The organism is Mesorhizobium sp. M4B.F.Ca.ET.203.01.1.1, from assembly GCF_004791025.1.
GTDB lineage: Bacteria > Pseudomonadota > Alphaproteobacteria > Rhizobiales > Rhizobiaceae > Mesorhizobium > Mesorhizobium abyssinicae.
Map to the genome: position 1 here is coordinate 514,315 of NZ_SRUO01000001.1, position 23,657 is coordinate 537,971.

Here is a 23,657-nt window from a genome sequence, read left to right on the forward strand (position 1 = left end):
GCGGCCGGCATCATGGAACTCCTCTCACCCGTGCCGCCGGGCTGGGGCGGAACTCTGTTGGTCGGGCTGCTGCATTCGATCGAGATCGCGGTCGGCGCCACCTGCCTCGGGCTTCTGATCGGCACCGGCGGCGCCTATGGCAAGCTCTATGGCGGTCCGGTGGTGCGCGATCTGCTCGCCGTTTATACGACGGTGGTGCGCGCCGTGCCGGAACTGGTGCTGATCCTGCTGCTCTATTATGCCGGCACGGACCTGATCAACCAGGTGCTGACGGCGATGGGCTATCAGCGCGTCGACATCAGCGGCCTTGCGGCCGGCATTTTTGTGCTCGGCTTCGTGCAGGGCGCCTATTCGACCGAGGTCATCCGCGGCGCCATCCTGTCTATCCCGCAGGGTCAAATCGAAGCCGCCCGCGCATATGGCATGCCGCCAAGCCTGCTTTTGCGACGCATAACGCTGCCGGCGATGCTGCCGTTCGCCATTCCCGGCCTTGCCAATCTGTGGCTGATCGCCACCAAGGACACGGCGCTGCTGGCGGTCGTCGGCTTCTTCGAGCTGACGCTTGCCACGCGGCAGGCCGCGGGCGTCACCAAGGCCTATCTCACCTTCTATGTCGCGGCGGGCGCTCTCTACCTAATGCTGTCGCTGTTCTCCAACTTGATCATCGGCCGAGTCGAGGCGTGGGCGCGGCGTGGCATGCCTTCGGTCAAGGAGGCGCGCTGATGGCCAACGAAGCCGTCGTCATCAACGCCGTGGCGCGCGCCTCGCTGTGGCTGCAGCCGCATCGCGTTGTGCTGATCCTGATCGCGCTGGGCCTGGTCCTCGGTGCCGCCTTCTTCATGCGCTGGGACTGGCTGCCGCAATATTGGGAAATGGGTCTCATCGGCATCTGGCGGGGGCTGTGGATCCTGGCCGTCACCTGCACGCTGGGCTTCCTGCTGGCGGTGCCGCTCGGCCTGGCGCAGGCCGGCGGCCCGTTCTGGTTCGCCATGCCGGCCAAGGTGTTCTGCACCATCATCCGGGGCACGCCGCTGCTGCTGCAGCTCTGGCTGCTCTACTACGGCCTCGGTTCGCTGTTTCCGCAATATCCATGGATTCGCGACTCCTGGATGTGGCCCTATCTCAGGCAGGCTTGGCCCTATGGCGTGTTGGCGCTGACCTTGTCCTTCGCCGGCTATGAGGGCGAGGTCATGCGCGGCGCCTTCGCCGGCGTGCCGAAGGGGCAACTGGAAGCGGCACGCGCCTTCGGCATGAGCCGCTGGAAGATCTTCCGCCGCATCTGGCTGCCGCAGGCCTTCTACAGGGCGCTGCCGACGCTGACCGGCGAAACGGTGCTGCAGTTGAAGTCGACGCCGCTGGTGGCGACGATCAGCGTCATCGACATCTTCGCCGTCTCGTCCAAGGTGCGGCAGGATACCTACCTCACCTATGAACCCTTGCTGCTGCTGGCGTTGATCTATATGGCGATCACCGGCATTCTCGTCTTCGCCTTCAGCCGGATCGAGGCGCGGATTCCGGTCAAGATCGGGTAGGCATTAGTGGGTAGTCATTAGGGAGTAGGACGCAGGCGCTCGCTTCCACTACTCACTAATCCCTACTCGCTACTCACTAAAGGCACTGCAATGCAACTCAGTCTCGACCAGGCAACAGGACTGTGCCGGATGGCGGCGCTCGGCGCCGGCGCCAATGAGGAAAACGCACAGTCGCTCGCCGCCTCGATCGTCGCGGCCGAGGCGGAAGGGCTTGTCGCTGTCGGGCTGTCGCATTTCATCGATTATCTCGAAGCGATCGAAGCCGGTCGTATCGACGGCAATGCCGATCCGGTCATCACCAGGCCGGCGCTCGCGGTCTATCTTTCCGACGCACGCGGCGGCCTCGCCCACACCGGCTTCGACCGTACGATCGAGGACCTCGCCAAGGCGGCAAAACTGTTCGGCGTCGCCATCTTTTCGCAGAAGAACGCCTATACCTGCGGCGCGCTCGGCTACTTCACCGGGCGGCTGGCGGCACAGGGGCTGGTGTCTTTCGCCGCCACCAACGGGCCGGCGGTGCTGGCCGGCTCCGGCTCGGTGAAGCCGGTCTACTGCACCAATCCGATGTCGTTTGCCGCTCCGTCCGCCGACGGATCGCCGCTCGTCATCGACCAGTCGTCAAGCGCCACCGCCTTCGTCAACATCCGCAAGGCGGCCGAGGAGGGCAGGAAAATCCCCGAAGGCTGGGCGCTGGACGCCACTGGCAACCCGACCACAGACCCGGCGGCCGCCATGAAAGGCGCCATGCTTGCCTTCGGCGGCCAGCGCGGCGCCAACATCGCGCTGATGGTCGAAGTCTTGGCAGCGGGCCTTTCCGGTGCCAACTGGTCGCTCGACGCGCCCTGGTTCACCGGCGGCCCGGACAGCCCGGGAACGGGCCTGTTCGTGCTCGCCGTCGAGCCCAAGCTGCTCGACCCCGATTTCGAGCAGCGCATGCGTGACCAGCTCGACCGCCTGCGCCGCCGCTATGGCGTGCATGTGCCGGGACGCGCCCGCGCGGACGCGGCGGAGAAGGCCGTGGCGCGCGGCATCAATGCGCCCAAGGCGGTGATCCAGCGCATCTCCGAATTCGCCGAGCGCTATTCGGCTTGAGCAAGTCATCAAACGGCCTAGGCCTGCCGGCGATAGGCACCCTTGCAGCGGCTTCGGTCTGTGCCTAACATAAGCACAGACAGAAAAGACTGTTTCCATGAATACCCGCTTTGCCGTTGCCGTCCATATTTTGACGTTCCTTGAGAGCCAGGCCGGCGCGCCGGCTACGTCGGAATTGATCGCGTCCAGCGTCAACACCAACCCAACCCTGATCCGTCGGCTTCTGTCGCAGTTGGCCAAGGCGGGACTGACAACATCGCAGATGGGGTCCGGCGGCGGGGCGCTGCTTGCCCGACCGGCGAGTTCCATCACACTTCTCGATGTCTGGCGCGCAATGGATGCGGCGCAGGAAGTGTTTGCCATGCATGAGGCGCCGAACCCGATGTGTCCTGTCGGCAGAAACATCAAAAGGACGCTCGGACTAAGAATCGCGAGGGTCCGCTCGGCAATCGATGCCGAACTGGCCAAAACCACGATCGCCGCGATGGCCAGCGATGTTTCCCTGAACGCAGAAGAGCGCCTCACAGCGCTGCCCTGACCCGGCCGTCACGCTGAGAAATCGGCTTGACGCCAATATGTATCCATATTAGTCACATAAATGTGCAACTAAATTGGATACATATATGACTCCCTTAGCTCGCCGACACATGGCCGCCCTGGCGCTCGGCATCACCGCCCTTGCCACGCTTTCGGCCGTCATACCCGCAAACATCGCCCTTGCTCAAACGGAGACCGCTATGTCGATTCAGAAGAAGCAGGTCGTGGACCTGCTCAAAGCCATTGAAACCGCGGCCGCCGAGCCGGTCGGCGTGATCAATCCCGACAAGTACATCCAGCACAATCTCGGCGCGGCCGACGGCCTTGTTGGCTTCGGCGCCCTGCTTGCGGCGCTGCCTCCGGGCTCGGCGAAAGTGAACACGGTACGTGTGTTCCAGGACGGCGATCTGGTCTTTGCCCACACCGCGTACGACTTTTTCGGTCCGAAGATCGGCTTCGACATCTTCCGCTTCGAGAACGGCAGGATCGTCGAGCATTGGGACAATTTGCAGGAGACCGCCGGTCCCAATCCGAGCGGCCGTACGATGATCGACGGGCCGACCGAATTGAAGGATCTCGACAAAACCGAAGCCAACAAGGCGCTCGTCAACGCATTCGCCTATGACATTCTTGTCAATGGCCGCATGGACAGGCTTGCCGGCTATTTCGATGGCAACGGCGAAAGCTACCGCCAACATAATCCGCAGATCGCCGACGGCCTTTCGGGGCTTGCCGCGGGGTTCGCGGCCTTGGCGAAAGCCGGAATTGCAATCAAATACGATCGCATCCACAAGGTGCTTGGAGAAGGCAATTTCGTCCTGGTCGTGAGCGAAGGCTCTCTCGGCGGAAAGCCGACTTCCTACTACGACCTGTTCCGCGTCGAGAATGGCAAGATCGCTGAGCATTGGGACACGATCGAGGCGATCCCGCCGAAGGCTGAATGGAAGAATGGCAACGGCAAATTCTGAGATCGCCTAGCAGTTGAACCTTTTTGCCCGACGCCACGACCCATGCATGCCGGGGTGGATGCCCGGCCGGTGGCATACAATCGAATGTGTCCAGGGCTGAGGCGGGGCGTGTTTGCTTCACGCCAAACTTGATGCCGTCTCAGGTCAGGCCGTCTCGTCAGACCCTGTTTCGGCGCGTTCGTCACCCGGAAAACCCCGCTTCGGCGGGGTTTTCTGCGTTTCGGGCCTGACGCTTCTTCGTCATTCGCGGCGGCAACGGCCAATCGGTCGACGCGCGCATCGGCAGGGCGTTCTGACGAGGGCCGAAACAAGCTCGTGATTGGCTCCGCCTGGCCTTTGCCTTTGGCGCGAAACCGACTATGAAACGGCTTCAGCCAGCCCCAGTATCTGGGCCCAATACCCTCGGGAAAGCGCGCCGGAGCCAGCCATGACCGAAATCCTGCAGATCCCAAAGCTCGTCGTCGTCTTCGGCGGCTCCGGCTTTGTCGGCCGTCATGTCGTGCGGGCGCTGGCCAAGCGCGGCTATCGCATCCGGGTGGCGTGCCGCCGTCCCGACCTGGCCGGCCATCTGCAGCCGCTCGGCAATGTCGGCCAGATCCAGCCGGTGCAGGCCAATGTGCGTGTGCGCTGGTCGATCGACCGCGCCGCGCAGGACGCCGACCATGTCGTCAACCTTGTCGCCATACTGCATGAGAGCGGACGGCAGAAATTCGGCGCCGTGCACGAATTCGGCGCCCGCGCCGTGGCCGAGGCCGCGCGCTCGGTCGGCGCCGGCCTCACCCATATCTCGGCGCTGGGCGCCGACCTCAATTCGGCATCCGTCTACGCGCGCACCAAGGCGCTCGGCGAGAAGGCGGTACTGGAGACGATCAGCGACGCCGTGATCTTCCGGCCCTCGATCAATTTCGGCCCGGAGGACAGCTTCTTCAACCGTTTCGCCAACATGGCGCGCTACTCGCCGGTGCTGCCGCTGCTCGGCGGCGGCCAGACCAAGTTCCAGCCGGTCTATGTCGGCGATGTCGCCGAAGCCATCGCGCGCTCCGTTGACGGCAAGGTCGAGGGCGGCCGCGTCTATGAACTCGGCGGGCCGCAGGTGCTCACCTTCAAGCAGTGCATGGAAGAACTGCTCACCGTGATCGACCGCAGGCGGATCCTGGCGCCGGTGCCGTGGTGGGTGGCGAACCTGCAGGCCTCGATCCTCGGCCTGCTGCCCAACCCGCTGCTCACCAAAGACCAGGTGCTGCAGCTTCGCGAGCACAACATCGTGTCCGACCAGGCCGCTAGGGAAAACAGGACGCTTGCGGGCCTTGCCATCCAGCCGCAGTCGATCGGCACCATATTGCCGAGTTATCTCTGGCGCTTCCGCGCCGCCGGCCAGTTCCAGCGCAAACCCGCGGCCTGACCACAAGTCTAGACGGCTACGAGCCTCGCGCGGTGACCTGCATCGGCAGGCCGCCCTGCGGCTGCGTCGTCAGCTTCTGCACCGGCCATGGCCTGGTTTCGGCGGTGCTGTCGAAACGGAAGCGCGACAACAGGATGGCTAGCGCGATGATCGCTTCCTGCATGGCGAAGCTGGCGCCGATGCAGACGCGCGGGCCGGCGCCGAACGGCAGATACTGGAAGCGGTCGATCCGGTCGCGGTTTCCGGGATGGAAGCGCTCCGGCATGAAGGCGTCCGGCCTGTCCCACAGCTTGCGGTGCCGATGGACGACCCAGGGCATCACCAGCACGGCGGCGTATTTGGGTATGTGCAGGTCGTTCCAGGTCTCCGGCTCGATCGGCTCGCGGTTGATCGACGGCGCCGGTGGATAGAGCCTGAGCGCCTCCTCGAAGGCGGCGCGGGTGAGCGGCATGGCGTCCAGCCATTTCGTCGGATCGGGCTCGCGCGCCAGCACGTCGTCGATCTCGCGCTCGATCTTGTCGCGCTCCCAGGGCGCCTCGGCCAGGCAATAGAGTGTCCAGCCGAGCGCGCGGGCCGTCGTCTCGTGGCCGGCGCCGATGAAGGTGATGATGTTGTCCTCGACTTCGGCGCGGGTCAGCCCGTCCGGCCCCTCGGCCTTGAGCAGAAGCGTCAGGAAATCCTGCGGCGCATGATCGGGGTCGCGCTTCAATCGCTCCTCTCGCATCCTGACGGTGCCGGCGACGATGTCGCGGAAGTAGGCCATGGTCCTGCGGCCGCGGATCCGGGTGAGGCGCGGCAGCCAAAGCGGAGCGCGCAAGAGGTCGAGCGGATCGACGCGGCCCATGGTCTCGAACAGGCGGTCGATCTCCTTGGCGAAGCTGCCGGGCTCGCCGGCGATCTCGCCGGAAAACAGCGTCTCGGCGAGGATGTCGAAGGTGAGCAGCGTCATGTCATGGGCGACGTCGGTGGTGCCGCCCGCCTCGTAGCGGGCGACGAACTCCAGCGTGCGCTTCAGCATCGGCTGGGCGAAGCCGAAAATGTGACGCGGCGTGAACACCGGCGCCATCGCCTTGCGCGAGCGCTTCCACACCTCGCCCTCGGCGGTGAGCAGGCCGTCGCGCAGGATCGGACGCAGGATCATCTGGCGCACCGTCGCCATCTTGTAGTTGCGGGCATTGTCGACCAGCACATGGCGGATGAGGCCGGGGTCGTTGGCGATGACCAGCGGCCCGCCGACGCCGTTCACCGAGATCCAGGGTTCGTTGTAGGTCGGCTCGCCCCACAGTTCGAGCGGATTGCGGTAGACGATGCGCATCATCTGCAGCGTCGAGGGCGGCGAGGTACGCGGCTTCGGCGCCGGCGGCACGAAGGGGGCGGGCTGGGTGTCCATCGGCTTGCTCCGCTTGTCGCCTCGAATGTAGTGCCTGCCCCGCCCCGCGTCCATGCGGCCGAAGGGCCGGCCGTGATCGCCCTCGCCTCGGCAATGTCCGCTCTCCGGAATGTGACCGTCCGCTCGCCACGGCTTCTTGCCGCCCGCCGCCGCATGCCTTAGGGGGCAGTCACCGACAGATACTTGGCCGCGGGAGCCCGACTTGAAACACCGGCTGAACATCATCATCGGCAGCACGCGACCCGGCCGTGCCGGGCCGGTCTTCGCCCATTGGCTGGACGGCTTCGCGCGCGAGCATGGCAAGTTCGAGCCGGTGCTGACCGACATCGCCACATTCGACCTGCCGATACTGGATGAGCCGCACCACCCGAGGCTTGCCAAATACGAGAAGGACCACACCAAGGCATGGTCGAAGGCGATCGATGCCGCCGACGCTTTTGTCTTCGTGGCGCCGGAGTACAACTATTTCGTTGCGCCGGCGATCGTGAATGCGGTCGACTATCTCTCGCGCGAGTGGAAGTACAAGCCCGCCGCCATCTTCAGCTATGGCGGCGTCTCCGGCGGCCTGCGCGCGGCGCAAGCCGTCAAGCCGCTGCTGACATCGGTGGGCGTAATGCCGATTCCCGAGGGCGTTGCCCTGCCGCTCTACCAGAAGCTGCTCGAGAGCGACGGCTCTTTCCGGCCGAGCGAGCAGGTGCAGGGCGGCGCCAAGGCCATGCTGGACGAGCTGTTGCGCTGGAGCGAGGCGCTGAAGCCGCTGCGCGCCGGCTGAGGCTCATTCAAGGCCGAACTACCCGGCTTGTTCGCGCCATAAAGAGATGAAATGCTCCGGCAGATGACCGGCCGGGGCGGTTTGGACTTTGCGTTTTCTCCTTGCGCTATTGCTGATCCTTTGGACGAGCGCCGCCGCCCTGGCGGAGCGGCGCGTGGCGCTGGTCATCGCCTATGACGACTACCGGCTGATCCGGCCGCTCGCCAACCCCGTCAATGACGGCGAGGCGATGGAAGGCGCGCTGAAGAAGCTCGGCTTCGAGGTGGTGCTCGAGACCAACCGGGGCCTGCGCCGCACGCGCCGCGCGCTCGACGATTTCCGCGAGGACGCCAGGGGCGCCGACGTGGCGCTGGTCTATTTCTCCGGCCATGGCGTCGAGATATCCGGCGACAACCGGCTGCTGCCCGTCGATGCCGATGCCTCCTCGCTCGACGCGCTGGAGAAGACCAGCCTGCCGCTGGAGGAGGTGCGCGAAGCGGTCGCCGCCACGGCCAAGGTCGGGCTGATCGTGCTCGACGCCTGCCGCAGCGATCCCTTCGCAGGCGCGGGCAGCGAGGGGCGTGGCGCGACGTCGCTGGCCAAGGACGCAGCCGACAAGGTCCGGCCGGGCCTCGGCCGCGTCGGCCGGGCGGAGAACATCCTGTTCGCCTTTGCCGCCGCCCCCGGCGAGACGGCCGCCGACGGAACCGGCCAGAACTCGCCCTTCACCGCGGCGCTGACGAAATATCTCGGCACCGACGGGCTCGAAATCCGCTCGGTGCTGACGCTCGTGCAACAGGAAGTCTACGACCTCAGCCGCGGCAGGCAGCTTCCCTATGTCGAAAGCGGCCTGCCACAGCTCTTCTTCGCCGCCTCGACCAAGGAGCAGTTGCCGGAGCGCGAGCGGCTGCTGCTGGCCATGGCCGACGTGACGCCGCAGATGCGCGGCGAGGTCGAGCAGATCGCCAGCGACGCCGACATGCCGCTAGCGCCGCTCTATGGCGCGCTGATCAGCACCGACACCAGCCACCTTTCCGCCGAAAGCCTGAACGCCAGGCTGCGCGAGGCGGCGGATGCCTTCGTCAAGGTGCGCGGCGAGATGAAGACGCTCGCCTCGGACGACCCGCAGGTGACGGCGCTGCGCCGGCAGGCCGAGGAGCAGCTCTCGCTCGGCGCGTTCGACGCGGCGCGTGAAAAACTCGCGGCGGCGGCCGAGATCGACAGCACCTCGCGCAAGGCGCTGAAAGCCAATTTCGTCAGCCGCACGCTGTCGGAAGCCGCAACGCGCTATCTGTCGGCGGGCGCGGCGCGCGCCGACCTCGACTACACCGCGGCGATCAGGGACTACGAGGAGGTGCTGTCGCTTTTTGGCGAGGCCGGGCAGTCGGCGCTCAAGCTCGACGATGCCGACCGCCAGATCCGCACGCTGGACGAGCTCGGCAAGCTCTACATCACTGTCGGCAACACTGCCGCAGCCGGTCGCGCCTACGAGGCGTTGCTGGCCAATCTCGAACAGCGCGTGCGGCAGGAGACCGACCCCAGCGTGCGGCGGGACCTCGCCGTCAGCCACACCAAGCTCGGCAATGTCAGGATGACGCAAGGCGACCTGCCGGGGGCGCTGGAGAACTACCGGGCGGCGCGAACGATGCTGTCGGAGCTGACGGCGGCCGATCCCGGCCGTCTGGATTGGTTCGGCGACCTTGCCATGAACGACGACAAGATCGGCAATGTGCTGGTGACGCAGGGCAATTTGGCCAGTGCTGCGCAGGTCTATCAGGAAAGCCTGTCGATCAAGAAGGAACTGGCCGGCCATGAGCCGGAGCGTGACGACCTGCAGCGCGAACTGACGATCTCCTATGACGAAATCGCCGGCCTCGCCCGTACAGCCGGCCGGCTGGACGATGCGCAGACGTCCTATGAGGAAAGCCTGCGGATCCGGCTGGCACTGGCCGCGAAGCAGCCGGACGACGCCGAGCGGCAGCGCGACGTCTCGGTCAGCCATGACACGATCGGCGACTTGAAGCGCGAGCGCGACGATGCCGCCGGCGCGCTCGCCGCCTACCGGGACAGCCTGGAGATCGTCGAGCGGCTGGCAAGCCGCGACCCCGACAATACCGAACTGCAACGCGACCTGTCGGTCGGCAACACCAAGGTCGGCAATGCGCTGAAGGACCAGGAGAACTGGCCGGCGGCGCTTTCTGCCTACCGGCAGGCGCTGGCTCAGGCCCAGGCGCTGGCCGACAGCGATCCGGACAATACGGAGTGGCAGCGCGACCTATCGGTCAGCCTGGAAAAGGTCGCCGGCGTGCTCGCCATCCAGGGCGACCGCAAGGGCGCGCTGAAACTCTATCTCGACAGTTTCACCATCGTCGACAGGCTGGCCAGGCTCGATCCCGCCAATTCCGACTGGCAGCGCGACCTGTCGATAACGCTGTCCGAGATCGGCATGCTGAAGGCCAAGCAGCGCGACATCAAGGGTGCGCGCAAGGCCTTCGAGGACAGCCTGGATATCCGCCAGCAGCTTGCCCAATCCGACCCCGAAAACGCCACCTGGCAGCGCGACCTGGTGGTCGCGATGATCGACTATTCTCAGGTCGCGACGAACCCGAAGGCCGTGCTTTCCGAGGCGCTCGAGCGGACGCTGGAGCTCGATCGCAGCGGCCGGCTGGCGCCGCGATACAAGTTCATGATCAAGTTTCTCCAGGATCGGCTGGCCAGGACAAAATAGCCTGCGGCGGGGCTAGCTCCGGACAGCCGGCTTTCCCGCCCGGAAATGCCGGCAAACCTTGGAAAAACCGGCATTTGCGCCTATATCTAGGACATCAAAACGGCGCGATTCGGAGCCAGTTTCCAGCGCTGGACCAGCAGCCATCAATCAGACAGGTTTTCATGAGCGATCAGACTGAAAGCGCCAATGGCGCGGAAGCCGAGTACGGCGCCGATTCCATCAAGGTTTTGAAGGGGTTGGATGCCGTCCGCAAGCGGCCGGGCATGTATATTGGCGACACCGACGATGGCTCTGGCCTGCATCACATGGTCTATGAGGTGGTGGACAACGCCATCGACGAGGCGCTGGCCGGCCATGCCGACCTGGTCTCGGTGACGCTCAACCCCGACGGTTCGGTCACCGTCATCGACAATGGCCGCGGCATTCCGACCGACATCCACCCCAGCGAAGGCGTCTCGGCGGCCGAAGTGATCATGACGCAGCTGCATGCCGGCGGCAAATTCGACCAGAACTCCTACAAGGTATCTGGCGGCCTGCACGGCGTCGGCGTCTCGGTGGTCAACGCGCTCTCGGCCTGGCTGAAGCTCAAGATCCGCCGCAATGGCGAGATCTTCGAGATGGGCTTCACCCACGGCAATGCCGACGCGCCGCTGAAGGTCACCGGCAGCTACGCGCAGGACAAGCAGCCGGGTACCTATGAGGGCCGCAGCGGCAGCGAGATCACCTTCTTCCCGTCGGCCGAGACCTTCACCATGGTCGAGTTCGACTATGGCACGCTGGAGCACCGGCTGCGCGAGCTCGCCTTCCTCAATTCAGGTGTACGCATCGTGCTGACCGACGCCCGCCATGCCGACCTGGTCCGTCACGAGTTGCACTATGACGGAGGCCTCGAAGAGTTCGTCAAATATCTCGACCGGGTCAAGAAGCCGCTGATCCAGACGCCGATCGCGATCCGCGCCGAGCGCGACGGCATCACCGTCGAGGTGGCGATGTGGTGGAACGACAGCTACCACGAGAATGTGCTGGCCTTCACCAACAACATCCCGCAGCGCGACGGCGGCACCCATCTGGCCGGCTTCCGCGCCGCGCTGACCCGGCAGATCACCGGCTATGGCGAATCCTCCGGCCAGACCAAGAAGGAAAAGGTTTCGCTCACCGGCGACGACTGCCGCGAGGGCCTGACCGCCGTTCTCTCGGTCAAGGTTCCGGATCCGAAATTCTCCTCGCAGACCAAGGACAAGCTGGTCTCCTCCGAAGTCCGTCCGGTCGTCGAAAGCCTGGTCAACGAAGCGCTGGGCACCTGGCTCGAAGAGCATCCGAGCGAAGGCAAGGTGGTGGTCGAGAAGGTGATCCAGGCGGCGGCTGCCCGCGAGGCGGCGCGCAAGGCACGCGACATCACCCGCAAGAGCACGCTCGGCGTCACCTCGCTGCCCGGCAAGCTTGCCGACTGCCAGGAACGCGATCCGGCGAAGTCCGAGATCTTCATCGTCGAGGGCGACTCGGCCGGCGGCTCGGCCAAGGGCGGCCGCTCGCGCCAGAACCAGGCGATCCTGCCGCTGCGCGGCAAGATCCTCAACGTCGAGCGGGCCCGCTTCGACCGCATGCTCTCGTCCGACATGATCGGCACGCTGATCACCGCGCTCGGCACCTCGATCGGCAAGGACGAGTTCAACGCCGACAAGCTGCGCTACCACAAGATCATCCTGATGACCGACGCCGACGTCGACGGCGCGCACATCCGCACGCTGCTGCTCACCTTCTTCTTCCGCCAGATGCCGGAGCTGATCGAGCGCGGCCATCTCTACATCGCCCAGCCGCCGCTCTACAAAGTGACGCGGGGAAAGAGCTCGCAATACCTCAAGGACGAAAGCGCCTATGAGGAATACCTGATCGATTCCGGGCTGGAGGAAGCCTCGCTGACGCTGGGCTCGGGCGAGGTGCGGACCGGCCAGGACCTGCACAGCGCCATCGACGATGCGCTGGCGGTGCGCCAGCTGATCAACGGCCTGCACACGCGCTATAACCGCAGCGTGGTCGAGCAGGCGGCGATAGCGGGCGCGCTGAATGCCGATGTGCTTGCCGATCTCGGCCGCGCCAACGCCATGGCCGAGCGCGTCGCCAAGCGCCTCGACCTGATCGCCGAGGACACCGAGCGCGGCTGGACCGGCCGGCTGTCGACTTCCAATGACGGCGTCGGCGGCTATGTGTTCGAGCGCACGGTGCGCGGTGTGAAGGAATTCGTGCAGCTCGACGCCGGGCTGATCAATTCGGCCGACGCGCGCCAGCTCGACCGCTATGCCTCGCGCCTTACCGAGGTCTACAGCGAGCCGCCGGTGCTGCGCCGCAAGGAGGTCTCCGAGACCATTGCCGGGCCGCTGGCGCTGCTCAACGCGGTGTTCGCGACCGGCCGCAAGGGCCTGACCATGCAGCGCTACAAGGGCCTGGGCGAGATGAACGCCGAGCAGCTGTGGGAAACCACGCTGGACCCGAACGTCCGCTCGCTGCTGCAGGTCAAGGTCACCGACGCCACCGACGCCGACTCGCTGTTCTCGCGACTGATGGGCGACGAGGTGGAACCGAGGCGCGAGTTCATCCAGGACAATGCGCTGTCGGTCGCCAATCTGGACATCTGAAGCCGGCTTATCTTCGTGCCTCGGCGAAGCAAATTGCTCGCCGAGGTACCGATTTAACTAACGGGTCGACTTCTCGATTGCGCTCAAGGTGGAGAGTCGGCCGGCCGGTCTACCAGCCCTATCCTGCATCGACGCCGAACATCTCCCTCGCCTGCTCGGCCGTATAGTAGCCCAGCCTGACATCCTCGGCGACCAGCTTCGGGTCACGCTCGCCCGGATCGCCATAGCCGCCGCCTCCCGGCGTGCCGACGCGCACGCGATCGCCAGCCTTGAGGGAAATGTCCTGCTCCTTGGACAGATGCGGCGGCACATGCGCCTCGCCGCCTCGGAACACGGTCACCGTATTGGGCGCGCCGTCCTTGCCGCCGAGCGCGCCTTGCGGGCCGAAGCGGCCATGGTCCATGACGAAGGAGGCGCGGGCATCGCCGCGCAGGATCTCGACCTCGTAGGCCAGACCGAAGCCGCCACGCTGCTTGCCGGCGCCGCCCGAACCTTCGCGCAGCGCATAGTGGCGGTAAAGCACCGGAAAAGCCTGCTCCATGATCTCGACCGGCGGCGATTTGGAGATGCCGATCGTCGAGCAGCCATTGGTGAGGCCGTCATGGCCGGCATTGCCGCCATAGCCGCCGCCGGAGATCTGGTACATGACATAGTCGCGACCGCGCGCCGGATCGTTGCCGCCGAGCGCGAAATTGCCGCTGGAGCCGGCGGGAGCCGCCGTCACCTTGTCGGGCAGCGCCTGCACCATGGCCGCGAACACGGCCTCGGCGATGCGCTGTGAGACCTCCGCCGCGCAGCCCGAGACCGGACGCGGATAGCGGGCGTCGAGGAAGGTCCCCTCCGGCCGCTTGACGTCGAGCGGCTCGAAGGCGCCGGCGCTGATCGGCACATCCGGGAAGATATGGCGCATGGCGAGATAGACCGACGACAGCGTCGTCGCCAGCACGCTGTTCATCGGCCCGGCGCAGGGTTTCGAGGAGCCGGCGAAGTCGAAGGTGAGCGTGTCGCCCTTTTTCTCGACGGCGAGCGCAATCGTCAGCGGCTCGTTTACCACGCCGTCGGAATCGACGAAGGCCTTGGAGCGGTAGACGCCGTCCGGAATGGCGGCGATGTTGGCGCGCATCTGGTCGGCGGCGCGGCGGCGCAGCTCGGCGATCGCCTCGACAACCGTTTCATCACCGTAACGATCGAGGATTCCGTTGAGCCTATCCTGCCCGATCAGCAGTGCCGCGGCCTGGGCGCGGATATCGCCGATGCGCTGGTCGGCGACGCGGATGTTGGAGCAGATGATGGCGTAGATCTCCGGGTCGAGCACTCCCTTCTTGAACAGTTTCACCGGCGGCAGCCGCAACCCCTCCTGCTCGACGGCGGTGGCCGAAGCGGAAAAGCCGCCCGGCACCGAGCCGCCAATATCCGGCCAGTGGCCGGTGTTGGACAGCCAGCAGAAGATCTTGTCGCCGCGGTAGACGGGCATGACGAAGCGCACGTCCATCAGATGGGTGCCGCCGAGATAGGGATCGTTGACGATGTAGATGTCGCCCGGTTCGGGCGCCAGGCAGCGGCCGTCGGCGATCATCTCGATCACGGTTTTCGTCGAATACTGCATGACGCCGACGAACACCGGCAGGCCCTGGCTGCCCTGCGCGATCAGCGAACCGTCGACCGCCGAATAGATGCCGTCGGAGCGGTCGTTGGCCTCGGCGATGACCGGCGAGAAGGCGGCGCGGGAAAACGTCAAATCCATCTCGTCGCAGACCTGCTGCAACGCGGCCTGCAGGACCGAAAGCGTGATGGTGTCGAGCTTTGCCATATCAAGCCTCGCCGATGTCGATGATGATGTTGCCGTCGGCATCCGAACGTGCGCGGTCGCCGGGCTCCAGCACCGTCGTGGCGTCCATCTGTTCGAGGATCGCCGGCCCTTCGATGACGGCGTCGAGCGGCAGTTTTTCGCGGGCGTAGACCGGCGTGTCGTGCCAGGTGCCGTGATACCATACCGGCCTGGTCTCGCGCCGGGCTTCCTCGAGCGTCGCCGCGCGCCCCGCCGGGTCGATCAGCCGCGACAGATCGATCGCCGGGCGCACGCCGGTGACCGAGGTGTTGAGGTTGACGAGGTTGGCGCGGATCTCCGGCAACTCGACCTTGAAGCGGGCGAAATAGGCCTTTTCGAACAGAAGCTGTAGCGTGGCGCGGGTCACGGTAGACGATGGCAGCGGCACGTTGATGATGTGCGTCTGGCCAACGAACTGCATGTCGGCTGAGTGGGTGACGCGGATCGTGTCCGGCTTCACCGCTTCCTTGGCAATCAGTTCCTCGCCTTCGCTCCGGTGCCGTTCCAACACCTTGTGAAGCAAGGCTTCATCGAGCAGCGCCACCGGCTGGTTGATCGTGTTGACGAAGTCATGCCGGAGATCGGCGACGACGCAGCCGAGCGCGTTGGTGATGCCTGGCCGCGCCGGAACCAGCACCTTTGGCAGGCCAAGCTCGCGGGCGAGTGCCGTCGCGTGCAGCGGCCCGGCGCCGCCGAAGGCGAACAGCGCGAAATCGCGCGGGTCGTGGCCGCGCGCCACCGAGACCATGCGGATGGCGCCGGCCATCTTGATGTTGCCGAGCCTCAGGATTGCGCCTGCCGCCTCGACGCCGGAGAGGCCGGTGGGCCTGCCGATCCTGTCCTCGAATATGCCGGTGACGCGCTCGACGGTGACCGGATTGTCGACCGCGAGCAGCTTCTTCGGCGCCAGCCGCCCCAGCACAAGATTGGCATCGGTGATGGTCGGCTCGGTGCCGCCGCGCCCGTAGCAGATCGGGCCCGGATTGGCGCCGGCGCTTTCCGGGCCGATCTGGATCAGGCCGGCCGCGTCGACACGCGCGATCGAGCCGCCGCCGGCGCCGACCGTATGCACCGCCACCATCGGCACGTGGATCGGCATCGCATATTCGATCTCGATCTCGTTCGACACCGCGGGCTCGGCGTTGCGGATCAGCGCCACGTCGGTCGAGGTGCCGCCCATGTCGTAGGTGACGAGGTTCTCGAAGCCGGCGCGCTTGCCCGTATAGGCTGCGGCGATGACACCGGAGGCCGGGCCGGACATCACCGTCTTTGCCGATTCCCGGGTGACGAAGCGGGCCGAGATCATGCCGCCATTGCCGTTCATGATCAGGAAATCGCGGGCATAGCCCTTCGCGGCGAGCTCCTTGCGCAGCCTCTCGACATAGCGTTCCAGGATCGGCTGCACCGAGGCGTTGACCGAGGCCGTCACGCCGCGCTCGAACTCGCGCGCTTCCGACAGCAGCGCATGGCCGGTGGTGATGTAGCCGTTCGGCCAGATCTCCCTGGCGATCTCGGCCGCGCGCCGCTCATGCGCCGGGTTGGCGTAGGAATGCAGGAAGTGGATGACGAGAGACTCGCAGCCGGCCTCCAGCAGCCTCTTCACCGCGTCGCGCATGCCGGCCTCGTCGAGCGCGACGCGCACCGCTCCCGAGGCCTCGACGCGCTCCGCGACTTCAAGCCTGAGATCGCGCGGAATGACCGGAATGAATGTCCCCGTCATGCCATAGGGCTGCGGCCTGGTGCGCCGGCCAAGTTCGATCACGTCGCGAAAGCCGAGCGTGGTGATCATGCCGGTCCTGGCCAGGCGGCGCTCCAGCACGGCGTTGGTGGTGGTGGTCGTGCCGTGCACGATGAGGTCGATGCCGTCGATCGCAAAGCCGGTGGCGCCGAGCGCCGAAACGACGCCGAAAGCCTGGTTTTCGACCGTCGTCGGGGTCTTGGCGATATGCACCCTTCCGCCGTCCTTGCCGTCGATCAGGATGAGGTCGGTGAAGGTGCCGCCAACATCGATGCCGGCAACGACGCTGCCCAGGGAATCCCGCGGTTGCGCCGAAAAATTCTCTTTCATTGTCGAAACCCGAAATGCGCGGCCTACGGATATGGCTTGGTTTGGAACGGTGTTTTACGCTCGCATCTTGACGCCGAGATCATTTGTATACTAATAAATTTCCGACACAAGAGCTTACCGCTTGGCAGTGTACAAGGAGCGCATCGGAACCTGACCGGTTCGGGCGCGTAGGAGTAGGTTTGGCGTCAGCGCCGTGAGCCTGGGCCAGAAGGTTGGATTTGATGAACACGACATCCGCGTTGAACGCCGCCGGCGCCAAGCCGCTGCAGTTCCCTATCCCGGCCAATGTCTATGCCGAGACCGTCGTCTCGGTGAAGCATTACACCGACCGCCTGTTCTCGTTCCGCATCACCCGGCCGCAGTCGCTGCGCTTCCGTTCCGGCGAGTTCGTGATGATCGGCCTGCCCAATGCCGAGAAGCCGATCTTCCGCGCCTATTCCGTTGCCAGCCCGGCCTGGGACGACGAGCTGGAATTCTTCTCGATCAAGGTGCCGGACGGTCCGCTGACCTCCGAGCTGCAGAAGATCCAGGTCGGCGACACCGTCATCATGCGTCAGAAGTCGACCGGCACGCTGGTGCTCGACGCGCTGACGCCCGCCAAGCGCGTGTTCATGATCTCGACCGGCACCGGCATCGCGCCCTTTGCCAGCCTGCTGCGCGATCCCGACACCTATGAGAAGTTCGACCAGGTCATCCTGACCCATACCTGCCGCGACAATGCCGAGCTCACCTATGGCCAGGAACTGGTAGCGGCGCTCGAGAGCGATCCGCTGATCGGCGAACTGACCGGCGGCCGCGTCACGCTTTACAACTCGACCACGCGCGAAGAGTCGGCGCGCATGGGCCGCATCACCGCGCTGATCGGCTCCGGCAAGTTCTACACCGACCTCGGCATCGACAAGCTCAATCCCGAGACCGACCGCATCATGATCTGCGGCTCGATGCACATGCTGAAGGACGTCAAGGAACTGGCCGAAAGCCTCGGCTTCCAGGAAGGTTCGCTCAGCCATCCCGCCAGCTTCGTCGTCGAGCGCGCCTTCGTCGGCTGAGCCGTAGCCGGGACGCTTCAGCTCCCCTCAAATCCGTTTTGACCATGCGGTCAAAAATCAGCTGCTTTCGCGGCCTTTTTCCGCTATGAGCCTTTTGAGGACTCGTGGAGCACTGCTTCACGGGCTATCTTCGTGCGTGTCACCCAGAACCGTCGAGTGGTCTTGGGGAACGACGCGCACGAAGCATTAAGCGCAAGCCGCTGAATGGAAGGGCAGGAGATGAGCAGCACAATCCGCGACGCCGACCTCGGCACGTCCAAGGTCACCTCGCTGCCGGCGCGCGCCGCCGCCAACACGCCCGCGCCGCAAGGCCATATTGCGCGCAATCCCGGCATGCGGCTCGATCTCGGCTTCCTGGAATCGGTGCGCAGCGTCAACCGCTCGGCGCTGGAGCGCCGCGTCGCCACGCTGACCAAACGCCGCTCGATCAAGGCCGACAACCAGGCGGCGTGGCTGCTGCGCGCCGTCGCATGCATGGACCTGACGACGCTGAACTCCAACGACACCGACGAGCGTGTGCGCCGGCTCTGCGCCAAGGCGATCAACCCGTTCCGGCGCGACATCGTCGAGGGGCTGGGCATTGAAGGCGAAACCATCCGGCCGGCCGCGGTCTGCGTCTACCACCCCTTCGTCGCCACCGCCGTCGATGCGGTCCGCGGCACCGGCATCCATGTCGCCGCCGTCTCCACCGCCTTCCCGCACGGTCTGGCACCGCTGTCGACGCGCCTGCAGGAGATCGAGGCCTCGGTCCGCGACGGCGCCGACGAGATCGACGTCGTCATCCCGCGCGGCTTGGTCTATGGCGCGAAATGGCAGGAGCTGTTCAACGAGATCGTCGCCATGCGCGAAGCCTGCGGCGATGCGCATCTCAAGGTCATCCTCGGCACCGGCGACCTCGCCACGCTGCGCAACGTCATGCTGGCCTCGATGGTGGCGATGATGGCGGGCGCCGACTTCATCAAGACCTCGACCGGCAAGGAGAGCGTCAACGCCACGCTTCCCGTCGGGCTTGCCATGGTGCGCGCCATCCGCGCCTATTTCGAGGAGACCGGCTACCTCATCGGCTTCAAGCCGGCCGGCGGCATTTCCACGGCCAAGGTCTCGCTCGACTGGCTGGTGCTGATGAAGGAAGAGCTTGGGCGACCGTGGCTGGAGCCGGAGCTGTTCCGCTTCGGCGCGTCGAGCCTGCTCACCGACATCGAGCGTCAGCTCGAGCATCATTTGACCGGGCACTATTCGGCCAACCATCGCCACGCGATGGCCTAGCCCGCGAAGTCGCCCGCCAAGAACCAAAAACCTCCTGCGGTAGGAGCGCCCCATGAACATTCTCGAACGCTATCACGCCATGGAGTACGGCCCGGCGCCGGAGGCGCGCAACGAGGCCGATGCCTGGCTCGCCGCGCGCGATTTCTCAAAGGCGCTGTTCATCGGCGGCGAATGGAAGGCCGCCGCCGGCGGCAAGACCTTCGAGACCAGCGAGCCGTCCTCGGGCAAGCTGCTGGCCAAGCTTTCGGATGCAGGTGCGGCCGATATCGATGCCGCCGTGGCTGCGGCCGCCAAGGCGCTGCCGAAATGGAGCGCCAGCTCTGGGTACCAGCGCGCCAAGGTGCTCTACGCCATCGGCCGCGCCATGCAGCGCCACCAGCGCCTTTTCGCGGTGCTTGAGTCGATCGACAACGGCAAGCCGATCCGCGAGAGCCGCGACATCGACGTGCCGCTGGCCATCCGGCATTTCATCCACCATGCCGGCTGGGCGCAGGCGCTGGACAGGGATTTTCCCGATCACAAGGGTGTCGGCGTCGTCGGCCAGATCATCCCGTGGAATTTCCCGCTGCTGATGCTGGCGTGGAAGATCGCGCCGGCACTCGCCGCCGGCTGCTCCGTGGTATTGAAGCCGGCCGAGTTCACGCCGCTCACCGCCGTGCTGTTCGCCGAGATCTGCGAACGCGCCGGCGTGCCGAAGGGCGTCGTCAACATCGTCCAGGGCGGGCCGGAAGCGGGCGCGGCCATCGTCAATCATCCCGGCATCCAGAAGATTGCCTTCACCGGCTCTTCCGAGGTCGGCAAGATCATCCGCAAGGCGACCGCCGGATCGGGCAAGAAACTGTCGCTGGAACTCGGCGGCAAGTCGGCCTTCATCGTGTTCGAGGACGCCGATCTCGACAGCGCCGTCGAGGGCCTGGTCGACGGCATCTGGTTCAACCAGGGCCAGGTCTGCTGCGCCGGCTCGCGGCTGCTGGTGCAGGAAGGCGTCGCCGATGCCTTCATCGCCAAGGTCAAGGTCAGGATGAGCCGGCTGCGCCTCGGCAGCCCCCTCGACAAGAACACCGATATCGGCCCGCTGGTCGACCGCAGCCAGCTCGACCGGGTCAAGGGACTGGTCGCCGAAGGAGCAAAACAGGGCGCCGTCTGCTGGCAGCCGGACGCGGCCTTGCCGTCTTCGGGCTACTACCACCTGCCGACGCTCGCCACCGGTGTTTCGCCGGCTAATATACTTGCCCAGGAAGAAGTCTTCGGCCCAGTGCTGGCAGTCATGAGCTTCCGCAACACCGAGGAAGCGATCGAGCTCGCCAACAACACACGCTACGGGCTCGCCGCCTCGGTGTGGAGCGAGAACGTCAACCTTGCGCTGCATGTCGCGCCGCAGCTCAAGGCCGGCGTCGTCTGGGTCAACGGGACCAATATGTTCGACGCCGCCTGCGGCTTCGGCGGCTATCGCGAAAGCGGTTTTGGCCGCGAGGGCGGACGCGAGGGCATGTATGAATATCTGGCGGCGAAGCTGCCGCTCGGGCCGGTCATCAAGGCAGCGGCTGCCGCGTCAGCTCAGCCCGTTGAACAGGCCGATGGCACTGTCATCGACCGCACGGCAAAGCTGTTCATCGGCGGCAAGCAGGTCCGGCCGGACGGCAACTATTCGCTCGCCATCGCAACCGCCAAGGGCAGGCTTGCCGGCGAAGTCGGTCTCGGCAACCGCAAGGACATCCGCGATGCGGTTTCCGCAGCCCGAGCATGCAAGGCGTGGCCGGAGGCGACCGCGTTCAATCGCAGCCAGGTGCTTTACTATCTGGCTGAAAACCTGTCCGGCCGCGCCGACGAGTTCGCCGCCCGACTCGTCCAGCTGACCGGCGTGACGGCGAAGGCCGCGCGCGAGGAGGTCGAGCAGTCGATCGAACGATTGTTCCTCTATGCCGGCCTGACCGACAAGTTCGAGGGCCGCGTGCACCAGCCGCCGGCCCGGGCCGTGACGCTTGCCCTGCACGAGCCGGTCGGCGTCGTCGGCGTCGTGGCGTCCGACAATCAGCCGCTGCTCGGCTTCATCTCGCTGGTGGCGCCGGCGCTCGCCATGGGCAACACCGTGGTCGCCGTGCCCTCGGAGCGCTATCCGCTGCTGGCCACCGATCTCTATCAGGTGATCGAATATTCCGACATTCCGGCCGGCGCCATCAACATCGTCACCGGCCGCGGCGCCGAGCTCGCCGGCGTGTTGGCCAAGCATGACGATGTCGATGGGCTGTGGGTGTTCGCCGATGCCGAGACCTGCGCCAAGGCGGAGGCCGACTCCATCGGCAACCTCAAGCGCGTCTGGAGCGGCAACGGCCGCGGCCTCGACTGGGCCTCGGACGATTCGGCCGGCGAGGCGTTCCTGCGCCGCGCCATCGAGGTCAAGAACGTCTGGGTGCCCTACGGCGATTGACACCTGACAGGTGCCGCGTTTGTCGCAGCCTTCGGGGTTGACGGGTTCACAAATGTTCTTTAACGAGAAAAAACAATTGGCCTCCAGCAGACAGCGGCTCAGGCGGGACCATAGTGTCCGCCTGGCACATTGCGTCCCGCCTGGCTGCCGCTAAAACGCTCGCGAGAACCTGGAGAGAAACGATGGCGGATCTGGCAGGCAAGGTGGTTGTCGTCACCGCGGCGGCGCAAGGCATCGGCCGGGCGAGCGCGCTGGCGTTCGCCAAGGCCGGCGCCACGGTCTATGCCACCGACATCAACGAGGCGCCGCTGGCCCAACTCGCCAAGACGCCGGGTATCAAAGCCCGCAAACTGGACGTGCTCGACGACGCGGCCGTCAACGCCGCGTTCGCCGAGATCGGCCCGGTCGACGTGCTGTTCAACTGCGCCGGCTTCGTCCATGCGGGCTCGATCCTCGAAATGAAGGACGCCGACCTCGACTTCGCCTTCAACCTCAATGTGCGCGCGATGATCCGCACCATCCGCGCCGTGCTGCCGGGCATGCTGGAGCGCGGCGACGGATCGATCATCAACATGTCTTCGGTCGCCGGCGCCGGCAAGGGCGTGCCCAACCGCTTCGCCTATGGTGTGACCAAGGCCGCAGTCATCGGCCTGACCAAGGCGATCGCCGCCGACTATGTCGCCAAGGGCATTCGCTGCAATGCCATCTGCCCGGGCACGGTCGAGAGCCCGTCGCTGCAGGACCGCATGCATGCGCAGGGGGATTACGAAGCGGCCCGCGCCGCCTTCATCGCCCGCCAGCCGATGGGACGCCTCGGCACGCCGGAAGAAATCGCCGATCTCGCCGTCTATCTGGCCGGCGCCACCTACACGTCGGGGCAGGCCTACAATATCGACGGCGGCTGGTCGATCTGACCTCAGTCCGGCGCGGTCCGGATCGAGAAGTCTGAAAATCCCGCGCGCCGGCGGCCAGACGCAGTGACCGTGCTTGCCCGGGACCGGGGCGATGGGTACGGTCCGCCCGGTTTCCGCAAGGGAGCCGTCGCTTCGGCGGAGAGTTTGCAAACGGCCACGGGCCGCAAGTAGGAGAAGGATTTAGATGAAACTGCTGCGCTATGGCGAGGTGGGGAGCGAACGTCCCGGCCTGCTCGATGCGGATGGGACCATCCGCGACCTCTCGGCCCACGTCGCCGACATTGGCGGCACGGCGCTTCATCCGGCTTCGCTGGACATGCTGGCGAAGCTCGATGCGAAATCGCTGCCGGCGGTTTCCGGCAGCCCGCGCATCGGCGCCTGCGTCGCCGGGACCGGCAAGTTCATCTGCATCGGCCTGAACTATTCCGACCACGCCGCCGAAACCGGCGCCACGGTGCCGCCGGAGCCGATCATCTTCATGAAGGCGAGCTCGGCGATTGTCGGGCCTGACGACGACGTGCTGATCCCGCGCGGCTCGGTCAAGACCGACTGGGAGGTCGAACTCGGCGTCGTCATCGGCAAGACCGCGAAATATGTCTCGGAAGCCGACGCGCTGGATTATGTTGCCGGCTATTGCGTCTCGCACGACGTGTCCGAGCGCGCCTTCCAGGCCGAGCGCCAGGGCCAGTGGACCAAGGGCAAGAGCTGCGACACGTTCGGCCCGATCGGCCCGTGGCTGGTCACCAAGGACGAGGTGGCCGACCCGCAGAACATCAAGATGTGGCTGACCGTCAACGGCAAGACGATGCAGAACGGCTCGACCAAGACCATGGTTTACGGCGTCGCCTATCTGGTCTCCTATCTCAGCCAGTTCATGTCGTTGCATCCAGGCGACATTATCTCCACCGGCACGCCGCCCGGAGTCGGCCTGGGCATGAAGCCGCCGGTGTTCCTCAAGGCCGGCGACGTGGTCGAGCTCGGCATCGAAGGGCTGGGCCAGCAGAAGCAGACGTTCAGGGCGGACGCGTAGTGTGCTTGTTCGGATAAGTTTGCGCTGCCCCTCACCCCTAC

At 65.7% G+C, this 23,657-nt stretch carries 17 protein-coding genes; 14 read left to right on the top strand and 3 right to left on the bottom strand.

The features are described 5' to 3' along the window. Positions 1-57 precede the first annotated feature (57 nt). The 6 genes from EN846_RS02390 (at position 58) to EN846_RS02415 (ending at position 5,531) form a co-directional block, all read left to right on the top strand. A complete protein-coding gene (locus EN846_RS02390) occupies positions 58-723 on the top strand; it encodes an ABC transporter permease (protein WP_127286876.1) in 666 nt (221 codons plus the stop codon). Further along, positions 723-1,532, top strand: a complete 810-nt coding sequence (locus tag EN846_RS02395; RefSeq protein WP_128346089.1) for an ABC transporter permease — start codon at positions 723-725, stop codon at positions 1,530-1,532. Before EN846_RS02390 ends, EN846_RS02395 begins: the two co-directional genes overlap by 1 nt. A gap of 90 nt (positions 1,533-1,622) precedes the next feature. Further along, a complete protein-coding gene (locus EN846_RS02400; RefSeq protein WP_127394034.1) occupies positions 1,623-2,624 on the top strand; it encodes an Ldh family oxidoreductase in 1,002 nt (333 codons plus the stop codon). A gap of 97 nt (positions 2,625-2,721) precedes the next feature. Continuing rightward, positions 2,722-3,162 (top strand): Rrf2 family transcriptional regulator, encoded by a 441-nt coding sequence (locus EN846_RS02405; RefSeq protein WP_127286875.1) that lies wholly within the window; start codon positions 2,722-2,724, stop codon positions 3,160-3,162. 85 nt (positions 3,163-3,247) lie between these two features. Further along, a complete protein-coding gene (locus tag EN846_RS02410) occupies positions 3,248-4,129 on the top strand; it encodes a nuclear transport factor 2 family protein (protein WP_127394033.1) in 882 nt (293 codons plus the stop codon). Between the two features lie 427 nt (positions 4,130-4,556). Then, positions 4,557-5,531 (top strand): complex I NDUFA9 subunit family protein, encoded by a 975-nt coding sequence (locus EN846_RS02415; protein ID WP_128346088.1) that lies wholly within the window; start codon positions 4,557-4,559, stop codon positions 5,529-5,531. A 16-nt stretch (positions 5,532-5,547) separates the two neighbouring features. Here EN846_RS02415 and EN846_RS02420 read toward each other — a convergent pair whose 3' ends face one another. Continuing rightward, entirely contained in the window at positions 5,548-6,921 is a 1,374-nt protein-coding gene (locus EN846_RS02420) for a cytochrome P450 (RefSeq protein ID WP_127393931.1), read from the bottom strand. 202 nt (positions 6,922-7,123) lie between these two features. Between EN846_RS02420 and EN846_RS02425 the strand changes: the two genes are divergently transcribed. The 3 genes from EN846_RS02425 to gyrB all read left to right on the top strand — a co-directional run bounded on the left by EN846_RS02425 (position 7,124) and on the right by gyrB (position 13,033). Beyond that, positions 7,124-7,693, top strand: a complete 570-nt coding sequence (locus tag EN846_RS02425) for an NADPH-dependent FMN reductase (RefSeq protein WP_127393930.1) — start codon at positions 7,124-7,126, stop codon at positions 7,691-7,693. Positions 7,694-7,781: 88 nt separating this feature from the next. Beyond that, positions 7,782-10,400: a caspase domain-containing protein gene (locus tag EN846_RS02430; RefSeq protein WP_128346087.1), complete on the top strand. Its 2,619-nt coding sequence runs from the start codon at positions 7,782-7,784 to the stop codon at positions 10,398-10,400. Between the two features lie 161 nt (positions 10,401-10,561). Continuing rightward, positions 10,562-13,033: a DNA topoisomerase (ATP-hydrolyzing) subunit B gene (gyrB, locus tag EN846_RS02435; protein ID WP_127283418.1), complete on the top strand. Its 2,472-nt coding sequence runs from the start codon at positions 10,562-10,564 to the stop codon at positions 13,031-13,033. A 118-nt stretch (positions 13,034-13,151) separates the two neighbouring features. Here the strand turns inward: gyrB and EN846_RS02440 are convergent, their stop codons facing one another. Continuing rightward, positions 13,152-14,843 (bottom strand): hydantoinase B/oxoprolinase family protein, encoded by a 1,692-nt coding sequence (locus EN846_RS02440; protein WP_128346086.1) that lies wholly within the window; start codon positions 14,841-14,843, stop codon positions 13,152-13,154. Position 14,844: 1 nt separating this feature from the next. After that, complete coding sequence (locus tag EN846_RS02445; RefSeq protein ID WP_127393234.1) at positions 14,845-16,929, bottom strand: hydantoinase/oxoprolinase family protein; 2,085 nt, start codon at positions 16,927-16,929, stop codon at positions 14,845-14,847. Between the two features lie 221 nt (positions 16,930-17,150). On the opposite strand from EN846_RS02445, the gene EN846_RS02450 reads away from it, so the two are divergent. The 5 genes from EN846_RS02450 (at position 17,151) to EN846_RS02470 (ending at position 23,616) form a co-directional block, all read left to right on the top strand. Further along, positions 17,151-17,978: a ferredoxin--NADP reductase gene (locus EN846_RS02450; protein ID WP_127393233.1), complete on the top strand. Its 828-nt coding sequence runs from the start codon at positions 17,151-17,153 to the stop codon at positions 17,976-17,978. A 219-nt stretch (positions 17,979-18,197) separates the two neighbouring features. Beyond that, positions 18,198-19,244 (top strand): deoxyribose-phosphate aldolase, encoded by a 1,047-nt coding sequence (deoC, locus tag EN846_RS02455; RefSeq protein WP_127393232.1) that lies wholly within the window; start codon positions 18,198-18,200, stop codon positions 19,242-19,244. A 52-nt stretch (positions 19,245-19,296) separates the two neighbouring features. After that, positions 19,297-21,672: an aldehyde dehydrogenase family protein gene (locus tag EN846_RS02460; RefSeq protein ID WP_128346084.1), complete on the top strand. Its 2,376-nt coding sequence runs from the start codon at positions 19,297-19,299 to the stop codon at positions 21,670-21,672. A gap of 182 nt (positions 21,673-21,854) precedes the next feature. Then, complete coding sequence (locus tag EN846_RS02465) at positions 21,855-22,586, top strand: SDR family oxidoreductase (protein WP_127393008.1); 732 nt, start codon at positions 21,855-21,857, stop codon at positions 22,584-22,586. A gap of 184 nt (positions 22,587-22,770) precedes the next feature. Continuing rightward, on the top strand, positions 22,771-23,616 hold the full coding sequence (locus EN846_RS02470; RefSeq protein ID WP_127283411.1) for a fumarylacetoacetate hydrolase family protein: 846 nt from the start codon (positions 22,771-22,773) through the stop codon (positions 23,614-23,616). The last annotated feature ends 41 nt before the right edge of the window (positions 23,617-23,657 follow it).